Annotated in this window: 15 protein-coding genes; 13 read left to right on the top strand and 2 right to left on the bottom strand. The window is 33.6% G+C overall.

Annotated features, from left to right (window positions below; genetic code table 11):
• Nucleotides 1-15 precede the first annotated feature (15 nt).
• On the bottom strand, nucleotides 16-2118 hold the full coding sequence (locus LV842_RS12785; RefSeq protein WP_233111839.1) for a hypothetical protein: 2103 nt from the start codon (nucleotides 2116-2118) through the stop codon (nucleotides 16-18).
• Between the two features lie 284 nt (nucleotides 2119-2402).
• Here LV842_RS12785 and LV842_RS12780 point away from each other — a divergent pair, with 284 nt between their 5' ends.
• The 3 genes from LV842_RS12780 (at nucleotide 2403) to LV842_RS12770 (ending at nucleotide 5387) form a co-directional block, all read left to right on the top strand.
• Complete coding sequence (locus LV842_RS12780) at nucleotides 2403-2681, top strand: co-chaperone GroES (protein ID WP_039369684.1); 279 nt, start codon at nucleotides 2403-2405, stop codon at nucleotides 2679-2681.
• Between the two features lie 95 nt (nucleotides 2682-2776).
• Nucleotides 2777-4402 (top strand): chaperonin GroEL, encoded by a 1626-nt coding sequence (groL, locus tag LV842_RS12775; protein ID WP_233111838.1) that lies wholly within the window; start codon nucleotides 2777-2779, stop codon nucleotides 4400-4402.
• Between the two features lie 223 nt (nucleotides 4403-4625).
• Nucleotides 4626-5387, top strand: coding sequence for an Abi-alpha family protein (locus LV842_RS12770; protein WP_233111837.1), 762 nt, complete (start codon nucleotides 4626-4628; stop codon nucleotides 5385-5387).
• Between the two features lie 864 nt (nucleotides 5388-6251).
• Here the strand turns inward: LV842_RS12770 and LV842_RS12765 are convergent.
• Nucleotides 6252-6485, bottom strand: coding sequence for a helix-turn-helix domain-containing protein (locus LV842_RS12765; RefSeq protein WP_040997307.1), 234 nt, complete (start codon nucleotides 6483-6485; stop codon nucleotides 6252-6254).
• 514 nt (nucleotides 6486-6999) lie between these two features.
• Between LV842_RS12765 and LV842_RS12760 the strand changes: the two genes are divergently transcribed.
• From LV842_RS12760 to LV842_RS12715, 10 genes are all read left to right on the top strand, one after another.
• Nucleotides 7000-7188, top strand: coding sequence for a SymE family type I addiction module toxin (locus LV842_RS12760; protein WP_233111836.1), 189 nt, complete (start codon nucleotides 7000-7002; stop codon nucleotides 7186-7188).
• A 313-nt stretch (nucleotides 7189-7501) separates the two neighbouring features.
• Nucleotides 7502-8185: a hypothetical protein gene (locus LV842_RS12755; RefSeq protein ID WP_233111835.1), complete on the top strand. Its 684-nt coding sequence runs from the start codon at nucleotides 7502-7504 to the stop codon at nucleotides 8183-8185.
• 142 nt (nucleotides 8186-8327) lie between these two features.
• On the top strand, nucleotides 8328-9257 hold the full coding sequence (locus LV842_RS12750; protein ID WP_233111834.1) for a Kelch repeat-containing protein: 930 nt from the start codon (nucleotides 8328-8330) through the stop codon (nucleotides 9255-9257).
• 126 nt (nucleotides 9258-9383) lie between these two features.
• Nucleotides 9384-9809, top strand: a complete 426-nt coding sequence (gene arr / locus LV842_RS12745; RefSeq protein WP_233111833.1) for an NAD(+)--rifampin ADP-ribosyltransferase — start codon at nucleotides 9384-9386, stop codon at nucleotides 9807-9809.
• A gap of 59 nt (nucleotides 9810-9868) precedes the next feature.
• The gene (locus LV842_RS12740; protein ID WP_233111832.1) at nucleotides 9869-10528 is read left to right on the top strand and encodes a DUF2461 domain-containing protein; all 660 of its coding nucleotides are present in this window, start codon (nucleotides 9869-9871) and stop codon (nucleotides 10526-10528) included.
• 104 nt (nucleotides 10529-10632) lie between these two features.
• Entirely contained in the window at nucleotides 10633-11151 is a 519-nt protein-coding gene (locus LV842_RS12735) for a DinB family protein (RefSeq protein WP_233111831.1), read from the top strand.
• 97 nt (nucleotides 11152-11248) lie between these two features.
• Entirely contained in the window at nucleotides 11249-11674 is a 426-nt protein-coding gene (locus LV842_RS12730) for a DUF1801 domain-containing protein (protein ID WP_233111830.1), read from the top strand.
• Nucleotides 11675-11914, top strand: coding sequence for a hypothetical protein (locus LV842_RS12725; protein WP_233111829.1), 240 nt, complete (start codon nucleotides 11675-11677; stop codon nucleotides 11912-11914). It abuts the gene before it with no gap.
• Nucleotides 11915-11961: 47 nt separating this feature from the next.
• Complete coding sequence (locus LV842_RS12720) at nucleotides 11962-12231, top strand: hypothetical protein (RefSeq protein WP_233111828.1); 270 nt, start codon at nucleotides 11962-11964, stop codon at nucleotides 12229-12231.
• A gap of 71 nt (nucleotides 12232-12302) precedes the next feature.
• A complete protein-coding gene (locus tag LV842_RS12715) occupies nucleotides 12303-14360 on the top strand; it encodes a M48 family metallopeptidase (protein WP_233111827.1) in 2058 nt (685 codons plus the stop codon).
• Nucleotides 14361-14397 lie beyond the last annotated feature (37 nt).

Raw genomic sequence — 14397 nt, 5'->3', positions numbered from 1 at the left:
AAAAGGTTATGGCTATTAGTCTTTTAAACAAAATGCTTGGTTGGTGTACACTGGCGATGCCATAGATGCACTATCTACAATCGTTTTCTGTTCCATTACCAAAGTAATGTTTCCACAGTTTTTATCTAAAGCTGTAGTCACTTTAAAATCACCGTTCACCACATTTACGGTTCTTACCAAACTATTGGCTTCACCGATTCCAATTGCCTGCGGAACTCCTTCAAATTTCAACTCTGTGAATTTTCCGCCGTTTACCGCTAAATTAAATTTATAAATAAAGTTATCCGTTGCTGAGAATTTTCCTAAAATGACATCTCCTTTTTTGAAATGTACACATTCTCCTTCGTCATTAATCCTCATGGAAACGTATGGTAACGTATTATCCATTTGAATAACCTGAGAATCGGTAGAACCATCTTCATGTTCAATGATCACATTCAGTTTACTATTGGTTCCCGGACTGAACAGGGCTAATTTACTTTTCGTATTCAGTTGATAAGACTGATAAGTATAATAATTGGCTGCATCAGGAGTAATAGTAGTTTGTACAATATTGAATGAAGAATCATAACCTGTTAAAACCAAAGGTTCGTTTACGTAGGATGAAGCTCCGGAATCCATATTCACCACTTTAATTCTGTACTTCATTCCCGCATAAGGTGCTGAAACTCCATAAATGCTGATTTTACCCATAAATCGGCTTCCGACTATAACCGGATTTTGATTATCCTCGAATTTCGCGTTATTTAAAGTTAAACCCAAAGCACTATCGATAAAGTCTGCAGAAACACCTCCTATTACTAAAATTTTAGGGGAACTTCCTATCCAGTTTTTAGGGGCAAGCTGAATGTAAGATTCTTTTGCATTTCCCCAATATGGAGTATCGAGACCGGTTGGTTCTACATTCCAGGATAGTACCGCTCTTACTTTCAAAACTCTTGGCGTACCGCAAGGAAGTTTGAATTTAGAAAAATCATACGGCAGAATAGCAGAATAAGAAAGCCCTGAATGCCCCGGAATATCATGCAGATTTACGATAGAAGTCCCTACTTTCACCCATTGGCAATTGGTAGATTCATCTTGTATCCAAAAAGTTACATACTCTTTACTTCCTGACGAACACAGGTTTCCACCATATCCGTAATTCTTTTTAGCAGTGAATGTTGCGACCAAAGCTTCATTATGATAGTCTAAAGCCACACATCCCAGCTCTTCATAAGACACATTTCCTTTGGAAGCGATAAGATTCGCCAAGGCACTTGAAAAATCGAGTTTGTTTTCCTCAAAAACCTTAGCTGCGTTGATGGCTGCGCTATTATCTTTTATATTAATCGCTTCTGCAAGAAAATTAAACCCTGATCTTTGCGGCTCTACATTGGCTTTTACCTTTGTATAATCAGCAATAAGCTCCGAAAAGGCAACTTTATTGGCAGTCAGCTGTTTTTTGGCATCAGCAAGCTGCTTTTCAGCAACTGGATTGTTAAGAATGATATTATTAAGGGAAAGATTTGGGTTTAAAATAGATGTTTCAAGGATATGCCCCAAATTAGGAAGTATCACCTGCAATTTTAAAGGTTTTATCTGTATTTGTGTTTCTTTTACATTTCCCCAAACGTATCCCGGCTGTGTTAAATTAGGATCATTTGCCGGCGGAATTGAATTCCAGCTCAAAACAGCTTTTACTTTTGGTAATAATGGTTTTGAACAAAGCTGATGTGAAGTGTTCAGCTTCATTCTTACAGCAAATTCAATGGGTTTTTCCAAATTTTTATCACAGTCAAAAGTATCCGCTATATCATGAACATTTACTCCCACATAACCCTGGTCTTTGTAACCGCCGCCAAAATCCACATAAAACCTTACATATTCATGGGAACCTCCACTGCAAAGATTACCATTATAACCGGAAGATCTTTTTATTTTGATGATTGCTGTCAATTCTTCAGAATTTGGATTATATCCTATGCATCCTAATTCTTCATAAGACACATTAAAATTTTTCTCAAAGAAGGCTAAAGGAGTGGCTAATTTCAAATTTCCTTTAGCGGCTATATTGGCCATAAACAGATGAGATTCGTTTCTGGCCACTAGCAATTGTTGTTCATTTAAATCAGGCATAATGTTAGTTTTTTTATATTTTCCCTACTGTTTTTAGCATTTCGGGTTATGCTGTTTCAACAATAATCTGTTATCGTTTAACAATGTAAAATTACAACGCTATTATTATGTAAAGCATAGTTGATTCACCCTAATTTCATACGTGAAAAAACCATTTTTTTCTTCCGTATTTTTCTGCCAAAATTTCACATCGAAAAAAAAATTCTGCCATTTCAGCCATCTCAACCCAATGGCACACATTTAGAGAATTACAACACAGAAATAATTAAAAATATAAATATATTATGTCAGTAAACTTTAAACCATTAGCAGACAGAGTTTTAGTAGAGCCAATCGCTGCAGAAACTAAAACAGCTTCAGGTATTATTATTCCGGACACAGCAAAAGAAAAACCACAGGAAGGTACTGTAGTAGCAGTAGGTCCGGGTAAAAAAGACGAGCCGACAACTGTGAAAGTAGGTGACAAAGTTCTTTACGGAAAATATTCAGGTTCTGAATTGAAACTAGAAGGAAAAGATTATCTAATTGTAAAAGAGGGAGATCTTTTAGGAATCATCGGTTAATTCGTAAAAAGTAAAATGTATTCATGTAAAATGACTTCATGAATATACACATTCATTATACATTGTACAAAGTACATTAATACAATCAAAAAATTATGGCAAAAGAAATAAAATTCGATATTGAATCAAGAGACGCTTTAAAAAGAGGTGTTGATGCATTGGCTAATGCAGTAAAAGTAACTTTAGGACCAAAAGGGAGAAACGTGGTCATCGAAAAATCTTTCGGTGCACCTCACGTAACTAAAGACGGTGTTTCTGTTGCAAAAGAAATCGAACTTGAAGACAGAGTAGAAAACATGGGAGCACAAATGGTAAAAGAAGTGGCTTCCAAAACTAATGATATTGCAGGAGACGGTACTACTACCGCTACTGTTTTGGCACAGGCTATCGTAAGAGAAGGTCTTAAGAACGTAGCTGCAGGTGCAAACCCAATGGATTTGAAAAGAGGAATCGACAAAGCGGTAACTGCAGTTGTTGAAAACCTAAAATCTCAATCTAAAACGGTTGGAGATTCTACAGAAATGGTAAAGCAAGTAGCTTCTGTTTCTGCTAACAACGACGAAACAATCGGTGCTTTAATCGCTGAAGCTTTCGGAAAAGTTGGAAAAGAAGGGGTAATCACTGTGGAAGAAGCTAAAGGTATCGATACAACTGTAGATGTTGTAGAAGGTATGCAGTTTGACAGAGGATATCAGTCACCTTACTTCGTGACTAACCCTGAGAAAATGTTAGCTGAACTAGAAAATCCATATATCCTTTTAGTTGAGAAAAAAATCTCTTCAATGAAAGAATTGCTTCCAGTTCTTGAACCAATCGCTCAAGGAGGTAAATCTTTATTGATCATCTCTGAAGAAGTTGAAGGTGAAGCTTTGGCAACTTTGGTAGTAAACAAATTGAGAGGTTCTCTTAAAATTGCTGCTGTAAAAGCTCCTGGATTCGGAGACAGAAGAAAAGCAATGTTAGAAGATATCGCGATCCTTACAGGTGGACAGGTTATTTCTGAAGAGCAAGGTTTCACTATGGAAAACATCTCTTTGGATATGTTGGGAACTGCTGAAAAAGTAACGATCGATAAAGACAACACAACAGTTGTAAACGGTGGTGGTGACGAAGCTAAAATCAAAGGAAGAGTAGCTCAGATCAAAGCTCAGATGGAAACGTCTACTTCTGATTACGATAAAGAAAAATTGCAGGAAAGACTAGCTAAATTAGCGGGTGGTGTTGCAGTTCTTTACGTAGGTGCAGCTTCTGAAGTGGAGATGAAAGAGAAAAAAGACAGAGTAGATGATGCACTTCACGCTACAAGAGCAGCTGTTGAAGAAGGTATCGTTGCAGGTGGTGGTGTTGCTTTGGTAAGATCTATCGCTTCTCTTGAAAACCTTTCAGGATCAAATGCAGACGAAAATACAGGGATCAAAATCGTAAAAAGAGCGATCGAGGAACCATTGAGACAAATTGTTGCTAACGCAGGTGGTGAAGGTTCTGTAATTGTTGCTAAAGTAGCAGAAGGAAGCGGAGACTTCGGATACAACGCGAAAACTGACGAGTATGTAAACATGCTTGAAGCAGGGATCATCGACCCTACTAAAGTAACAAGAGTTGCTCTTGAAAATGCAGCTTCTGTTTCTGGGATGTTGTTGACAACTGAATGTGTAATCACTGAAGTGAAGAGCGCTGAGCCAGCTATGCCAATGGGTGGTGGAATGCCGGGAATGATGTAGTCTTAACTGCTATATATAAATTAAAACCGTTCTACTTTTTGTAGAGCGGTTTTTTTTTGGAATATGGTTTCCCGTAAGGAAATAGTATATTTATATTTTATATTTAATGATTAACAAATAGATGGCTAAAGCCAAGACAATTAGTGCAATAATGTATGTATGATATTTGCGCAATACGTAAATTTGGTTGTTGTATGACATTTTACGAAACACATTACAATAAATGAAAGAAATTATTGAAGGGTTAAATTTACCCAAACAGATATTAGATAAAACAAGTGCATTTTTAAACAAATTATTTGGCCCTTCAATTGATGAATTTGGAGAATTGTTTGCTGATAAAGTAAAATTTACACGATTAAAAAATCAAATAAAAATTTTTAATAAATCAAGAGAATTACTTGAAAAAAATGGATTGGAGCCTAGAGAATTAAATCTTAAAACATTAGTTCCATTAATTGAAAAATCATCAGTAGAAGATGATGAACAACTGCAAGATAAATGGGCAAATTTAATTTCAAACATTTCTACTTCGCCTGAAACAGGTTTAGAACCTAGATTAATTAATACTTTATCGTCTCTTTCATCTTTAGAAGCAAAAATTTTAGATTTTATATTTGAAGAATTTTGCATAAAAAGAGACCTTCGACTTGCATACTTAATGAACAATTCTCTGATAAAAAAGAATTATACAGAAAAGAACATTAATTTAGATGATATAATTATTACATTTAAATCAATCAAAAAAAATTTCAATTTGAATAATGAGTTCACAAAAATTTATATTGACAATTTAGAATCATTAGGTTTATTAAGATATGAAGAACCCGAAATAGAAATAGATAGCGGTTCAACTTCAGCAAACTTGAATGACGATGACATTGATCTCGATTTGGACATTTCTGCAAACTATAATAGTTCAGATGATTTTCATATTACTACTTTTGGGAATTATTTCATCAATCAATGTAAAATTCAGAAATAAAAACTTCGTACAACATAGTATTGGCAAAATGCAGGGTTAAATCCTAAACTGAAATATTTGTAGCATTTAGTAGCCAATACTTTTTCATTATCTGCAACTTTTAACCAACACATCGCAAAATATTGAATGAAATCAACAACTAATTTAGCCAATAAAATATTACTTCCAATAAATATACTAATAACTTCATTTGGAATAATAAATTTTGGTAAAGACCTCGTTCCAGGATTAATTAAATGGGGAAATTTTTTCTTATTCTTTTTGGATATTTTCAAAAAAATTAGAAATTTTTTTCTTTACCCTTTAAATTATATAATCTCACTTTTTAATTATGAATTATATGAATTGTCTAAAACTTATTTGTTTCTAGGATTTATATTTTTTTTCACTTACAATTCATCTTATAAAAAAATTTGTCATCATCATAGTGAGACATCGATAGTGAGATTGATCATTGGACCTAATAGATTTAGGATATTCTTGATTATACTTTTCAGTATATTTTTTTGGCCTTTAAGGATATTAGAATTATTAAAACATTATTATGAAAAAGGCTATAAGAGACAACATAATGTTTATACATTGTGGGGAAAATATCTTTTTTGGATATTTTTTACTGTTACATTATTCATATTTCTAAATTTTTGGTTAAGTGATGTAATTGATGAAATCTTTAATATGAACTAAAAAACTACAGATAATAAAAGTTTGACAAAATGGCGGATGAAGCGGCTTATTGAACATTCTACCTCACATCAACTTTTTGTGATATGTTTACAGCTTTGTACTGCTAAGCCCGCTTGGACACAAAGCCAAAAACCGCTACCTAATAAATTAATAAAATCCTAACTCTTGTCAGGATTTTTAATCAATTTTGAAATCCAATAAATCTTTAGGTGATACATTTAGACCTTTAGCCAAATCAATTAATGTAGTAAATGCGAAGTTTCTTTTTCCATTTTCTATATCACTTACCGTACCTTTAGTAATTTTGGAACTATTTAAAACAACATCATCTTGAGTAAGCCCAGATTTAAGTCTTAAATCTTTGACGTGTTCTCCAAATCTTTTTAATATTTCATCTTGTAAAACGTCCATTTCTTAGCAGTTTATACAAAGGGCGTAATTTTTTTTACAAATTTTGTTACAAGATCTTGTAACAAAATGAAAATTCCTTATATTTGGAAAAGATTACTCATTAGAGTAATTTTGCGATACTTCAAAGAAATATAGAAGCTATTGCTTAGAGTCTTGTCATAGAAAACTGGTAATTTTTAAAGCAACAAGATGATAAGTATGAAGCTCACGACCTAGGCGTGGGCTCTCTTATCTGTTGCACGGTATACCAGTACCTCTATGACAGATATTGTAGAGTCTCATGCCGTTTTTATTTTCATGCTGTTCTGTTTTCTACAATCTTCTTTTTCTAAGCCTGCTTTACCACATAAAGTATCATGATCTAGTACAATGGGGTGCACAATCCATTGCGGCTTTCGGGCTTTTAGAAAAACACAAATTCTATCATATTCATCCGGCTTGTATAGGCAGGAAGGTCAGGTTTTGCCAAGACTTCCTCCTTTACAGCCAATAAACACAAACACAAAATATAACAATGATAAATTCAAGAAAACTAAAAATTCATACGGGATACCAGGCAAGTACTTACAGGACGATAACGGTTCCGGAAATCCGGCTTAAAGGAAAATGGCTTGAAAAGCTGGGTTTTAAAGAAGGACAAATGGTGGAGATAGCACAAAAGAAAAACAAGCTTACGATAACTATTGATAAAAAAGAGAAATAATATTCAGCCCATCTAGGTTTAATTATTGATATTTCATTTCAAACAAGTTGCGGGAAACAAAACACAATTGTATTTTGTTTCCCGCAACTTGCGTAAGACTTCCGTACAACTCCGGAGGTTACAAACAAGGGTGTTTGTAACCTCCGTACTAAGTATTTTATTATAAACAACCTTGTTTTAAACCAAAGAACAACGGCGAAGGTCACAAACAAGGTTGTGATGACATTTAGTAGTTTTTATATTGCTGTTTAGCAAAATAATATGTACCGAAATTCTGAGCATTTTTTTATATTTTTACGACAAACCAGTATTGATGAAACAAAAATTAATCTTTCTTTTTCTCTTGATCTATAGTTTTTTAAGTGCTCAATACTTTCCCTTTAAAAATGAGAATAAGTTTGATACCATAGAATATAAAAGAATTCGAGATTCTTTAATTGCCAATCCTCAAAAAAACACAGTGCAGACTGGAGAAGAAAATGGTATTTTTTACGATACTCATGACGGAACAAATATCATTATGCAGTATAATAAAGGTGATGGAGGATTTTTACAAATAACCAAAGGCGCTCATTGGATTCTCTATACTTATTTTGATAATCTGCAATTACGTTCCAAAAAAGAAAATATCAGCCGGCATTACGCAACAGGTATCTGGAAGGAATTTGATAAAAATGGAAAATTGTTGAAAGTGGAAGATATGGATATTCTTTATGATGACAGACAGGAATATATTGATAAAAACATAAAACTTGTAAGTATCAGAGAAATTGCAGCAAAACTAAGTGCTACTTATCAAAAAAATATGTTTGATGATGTTAATTTCTTTGATGTAAAGACTTTCGTTGATGATAAAACAAACAAATGGGTATATCGAATAGTATTTGCAGATACAACAAAAGAAAGCACTGTTCTATTTTTCGATTATGATGCCCATAATGGAAACTTTATAAAGACAGAATCGTTTACAATACCTGAAGGGTTTGAATGGCATTAAAAATACATAAACCGCTCAATTCAAGAAGCGGTTTTTTCATTCCAAAACAAATTCGGCATCTCATATTTCCAATCCGTGACTTTTCCCTATATTTAAAACATATTTCTACACAGGAAATCAATTAAACCAAACCTCAACGCCATTGAAAACAAAACTATTCCTCCTTTCACTTTTCGGTTTATGTTTAGCCAATGCACAAACCTTACATTTTAAACATCTTTCGGATATGTCTATGAGAAGAGGAGCGATAAGCAGTGCTATTGCAGGTGACAATATCTATGTGAGCAATGGTTATAAAGACACTGATGGTAATGCAAACTTTATTGAGAAATACAATATTAAAGATAACCGATGGAGTATGATCAACTCTACCCTAGTTCCTAAAAGATTTGCCAATTCGGAGACTTACGGTAATAAAATTTATATTTTTAACGGTTGGGGAAACAGCCATCTTGAAATTGTAGATCTTGAAACTCATAAAAAAACAGAAGGAGCTGTTAATCGTGCCTACACAGGAAATGCAGGTTCTGCCATCCATAATGGAAAAATATATGTATTTGGTGGCAGTGGGCTAAATGGTGCAGCAACCACTGTATTTTCTAATAGATTTCAATACTATGATATTGCTTCCAATACCTGGCATCCATTACCGGATATGCCCAAAGCCAGAGAAGCAAAAGGCAAAATTGTGAATGATAAATTGTATGTTATTGGAGGTTTTAATGGTACGTCATCCCGTCTGGTCAATGTTTACGATCTCAACAAAAATCTTTGGACCGAGCAATATACGATGCCTGTTGGAATATCCGGTCATTCATTAGCGGTATCCGGTAATAAGATTTTTATTGCAGGCGGTTATAATAATCAAACTTTTTTAGCCTATTTTGATACAGAAACCAATAAATTACATCAATTATCTTCAAACATGATCCCGCGAAGACATGCTGCTGCCGAAGTTTATAACAATAAATTATACATCATTGGTGGAAGTACAACGTCTTCAACCCAATCAGCTATTAAAAGTATTCAGGTTGCGGATATTAGCGAAGAAGAACTTTCCACTCGTGACTAATCAAATTAAAAAACATATATTAATCAAAATAATATGATACCGTTCTTAATTAATAGAGCGGTTTTTTCATTCCAAAACAAATTCCTAAGTTTACGGGCTGTTTACACTTCAAAAAACACGACCACAATGGAAAACAAAAAAGATGAACAGGTTCTGGATAAAGGTCCGTTCTATCACGGTACAAGAGCTGATTTACAGATTGGAGACTTGCTCAATGCCGGTTTCAAATCGAATTATTATCCTGAGATCATCCTGAATCATATTTACTTTACTGCTTTACAAAACGGAGCAGGATTAGCTGCTGCATTGGCAAAAGGAGATAATCTTGAACGCATTTATATTGTAGAACCGACAGGAGAATTTGAGAATGATCCCAATGTAACCGATAAAAAATTTCCAGGAAACCCTACCCGATCTTATCGAAGCAAAGAGCCTGTAAGAATTGTTGGTGAAGTAACAGACTGGATCAGATTGACAGACGAAGAGCTCCAAAGCTGGCGGGAAAGAATCGCAAAACTTCGGGAAAATCCGAACGCTGAAATTATCAATTAGGATTAAATCATAATACTATATAACTCCTAATATAACTTTGCTAAAAAACCATACTACAGATGAAAAAAACCTTTGAATTCCTTAAGCAGTTAGAAAAAAACAATAATCGTGAATGGTTTGCTCAACACAAAGCTGAATATGATTCGGTGGTAAAAGAAAACAAAGTCTTTTTCAATCAGGTGTATACTGAGCTTCAGGAATATGACAATTTGAAAGGAATCCATATTTTCAGAATTTACAGAGACGTGCGCTTTTCTAAGGATCAGACTCCGTACAAGACTAATTTCGGAGCTGGATATTCCCGTTCAAAACCAATGTTAAGAGGCGGATATTACATTCAGCTTGAACCCGGCAACAGTTTTGTAGGAGGTGGATTCTGGGGTCCGGATGCCAAAGACCTGCTCCGTATCCGTAAAGAATTTGAAATCAATACCGCAGAAATTGAGAAGATCACTTCAGACACTACCTTCGTAAAATATTTTGGCGAAATTAAAGGGGATGCCGTAAAAACCGCTCCAAGAGGTTTTGATAAAGATCATCCTGCCATAGACCTGATCAGAAAAAAACAATATGTAGTGATGAGAAAATTTACGGATCAGGAGGTGCTGTCTGATGGTTTTCAGAAAGAGGCAGTTCTCACCTTATTAGCGATGCGCCCTTTTTTTGATTATATGAGCGAAGTCCTTACTACGGATTTGAATGGGGAATCTTTATTTTAAAATATAAAGAAAACTGTTTACGAATTTTCTGCTTTGTGTAAATCCGGTTACTATTTTATTTATTTTTATAACACACTAAATCTCCAAACAAAAATATGAATATCATGAATTTAAAAACTTTAATCACCCACACTGTCCAGTACAACAACTGGGTCGTAAACAAGTACATCGACTGGCTTTCAACAAAATCTGATGAACAGCTTAATCAGGAAGTTATCTCAAGTTTCCCGACAATCTTGAAAACATTGCACCATATCTGGCAAACACAAGAATACTGGTGGAGCCATATCGGAGAAAATGATGAGTTTGATTTTGCAGCAACCTCAGCAACTAACAGCAAAAAAGAGATTTTCAATGCGATCAAAAATAATTCTCAAAAACTGATGGATTATGTAGAAAGCTTATCCGAAGAAGATCTTGCTAAAAATGTAAAAATTGAGTCTCAATGGTTTCAATGCGATTTCTCAAAATATGAATACATTCAGCATATCGTTTTACATGGAACCTATCACAGAGGGCAAATTGTTACCATGGGAAGAAATGTAGGAATTACCGATGCTCCCATGACGGATTACAATTTCTGGAATATCTATAAAGATGCCGATGTAGCGGCTGCCAATTAAGTTAAATACAATTAAAATATTGTATAAAACCGTTCTATTTTTAGAGCGGTTTTATTATATTCGAAAAAATTATTTCCGAAACCGAAAAATCATTCACATGACCATTCAAGAGCAAATCCAAGAATATATATCCAGTCAATCCGAATCCAAACGAAGCGACCTGCAAGAGCTCCACAATAGTATTTTAGAACTCATGCCGGAATCTAAGCTTTGGTTTTTAGATGGTAAGAACGAGGAAGGCAAAATAGTTTCCAATCCGAATATCGGATATGGAGCCTACTCGATACAATACAAAGACGGAACCTCGAAAGAATTTTATCAAATTGGGGTAAGTGCAAACACAACCGGAATTTCTGTTTATATTATGGGTATTGATGATAAAAAATACTTACTTCAAACCTATGGAGAAAAAATAGGTAAAGCGAGTGTTACCGGATATTGTATTAAGTTCAAAAAACTTGAGGATATTAATGTTGATATTCTGAAAGCAGCAATAAAAGACCGGACTGAAAAATTTGCGTAAATGAAAGATAAATTACTCTCCTTTGTCTCTAAATACAAATACTTTTTGATTTATATTTTATTGTTTGCAATCATCTCCTTCATATTCAATCCGAAACAAAAAGAATACTATTTAGAAAAAGACATTCAATCTTTTGAAGAAAATTACTATCCTCAAATAGCGTTATTTTCCAGTGGAGTATTAATTTGTATCATGCTAATAATAGCTTTTGGAAAAAATTTAAGTTCAATCAGATATTAAATTCGATAGTATTTATTTTATTTCTTTGTTTTTCAATCTTTTTTCTGATGCAAAATACAGTCACTTGTTTTTGTTTATTTATCAACAGACTAGACACTAAGAAAGAAATCATTGAGTCTTACGAAACATTCCATATTACTGATAACAAATATTTTATAGCAGAAAATATCAATCAACCCAATAACTTCATCAATCAATCCGATTATTATAAATATTCCGGATTCAAAAATGCTTCAAAATTGAAAAGCAGAGATACAATCACCTTCAGATTAAAACAAGGGCTACTTGATATTCATTACTTTACTATAAAAAAATAACCTAATTCAATTCGAGGATATTTTTTGCTCCTTTAAACCGATGTACGTATTATTGTAAAAAAATTATTTCCATGTACATTGAAGTTTCCCAGGATTTTAAGAAGAAAACTAAAGCTGCGGTTTTTTCTATTGCAATTTTTATCTTCATTTATATCCTTCTCTTTTTATTGACAATAGCTTTGGCGCTTGGATGTATTGCCGGAGGAATCGCAATCATCGTAGCAAAACCGATGTTTCTTACCCTTATGTTAGGAGCAGGTTTGGCAGGAACCGGACTTTTCGTGTTCTTTTTTATCATTAAATTCTTATTTAAAAAACACATCAACGACAGAAGCGATCTTACTGAAATCAGAAGAAGTGACGAACCCGAACTCTTCAAAATGATTGACGACATTGTAAAAGAAGCCGAAACCAACGCTCCCAAAAAAGTATATCTTTCCTATGATGTCAATGCAAGTGTTTTTTACGATTCAAGTTTCTGGAGTATGTTCTTACCTATTCAGAAAAACCTGACGATTGGTATGGGATTAATCAATACCACCACAAAACAAGAACTGAAAGCTATTCTCTCTCACGAATTCGGTCATTTTTCTCAACGTTCCATGAAAGTCGGAAGCTATGTCTACAATGTGAATCAAATTATTTTCAACCTCGTGAACGATGATGAATCTTACCGTAATTCAGTAGAAAAGTTCGCAAGTGTAAGCGGCTATTTTTCCATATTTGCAGCATTGGCATTTTTCTTTACCGGAAAAATTAAATGGATTTTAGTAAAAATGTACAATTTTGTCAACCTTCGTCACATGGCTCTTTCCAGGGAAATGGAATTTCATGCAGATGAAGTAGCCGCTAATATTGCAGGTTCGTTAGCATTAGAAGAATCACTTTTAAGATTGGAACTTGCCGACAATTCTTACAAAAATGTTCTAAACTTTTATGATACCCGATTTTCTAAAAATGAATCAAGTAAAAACATTTATCGTGAGCAATTTTTTGTCATGAACTTCCTTGCCGAACAAAGTGAAGTAGAATCTAAAAACGGGCTGCCGAATATTCAGCTTTCGGAATCTGGGTTATTTAATAAATCAAAGCTTAATATTGAAAATCAATGGGCTTCTCACCCTTCTCAAAAAGAAAGAATTGCGAAACTCAGAACCTTAAACATTGTAAAAGATCAGGATAATCTTTCGGCAAAAAGTATTTTCAAAAACTTTCAGAAAACAGAAGAACAAATCACTTCAAAACTTTTCTCAAGAGTACAATACCAAAAACAAAAAACTGATCTGGAACTGGAAGAATTTCAGTCCGAATTTGAAAAACAATATCAGAAAGATTCGTTCGATAAAATTTTCAATGCCTATTATGACAACAAAAATCCTGATTTTACGGTAAAAGAAAGTGAATTAAGTAATGAAATTTCTTTTGATGAACTTTTCAGTAAAGAAAAAGTAGAATGGGTATATACCTTAATTGCTCTTGAAAGTGACCTTAGAACGGTAGAAGCCATTTCAAAAAAGGAATATGCCATTAAAACTTTTGATTACGATGGTAAAAAATATAAACAGACGGAAGCAAAAACTTTAATTCCGGTTATTCAGAAAGCGATTGGGGAGATTAAAGAAAAAATTCTTCAAAATGATGCTGACATTTACAATTATTTTACAAATAGAGCTGAAGATCAACAGAAAAGAGGAAGTTTCATACAGCATTATAAAAATTTTGGAGAATATGATGCTGAGTATGAGGAAAAATATAAATTGTATGTAGAATTGATAAATGCAACTGCATTTATGAACACAAAAACACCTTTCGAACAGATTAGGAAAAACTTTACCGATTTGAAACCTCTCGAGGAAAAGTTAAAATATCAAATTACCATTTTTTCTCAAAATGAATTGCTTACAAAAGAATTAAACGAAGAGGATTTAAAAGATCTGAAATTCTACACAGAAAAAGATCATCTCTATTTTAATAACAATGAATATATGGAACATAATCTTCAGCTTTTGATGAAAGCAATCAATTATCTTCCTTATTTTCTTCACAGAAAATATTTTCACAAGAAAAAAGAACTTTTAAAGCTTATGAAAGAACTGGAAGAACAAAATTCTATGGTAAATATCTCTTAAGAAGTACCGCTCTGATTTTTTAGAGCGTTTTTTTATT

The sequence above is a fragment of the Chryseobacterium gwangjuense genome (assembly GCF_021311115.1).
Lineage (GTDB): Bacteria > Bacteroidota > Bacteroidia > Flavobacteriales > Weeksellaceae > Chryseobacterium > Chryseobacterium gwangjuense.
This window is presented reverse-complemented; position numbering and strand designations above follow the sequence as displayed.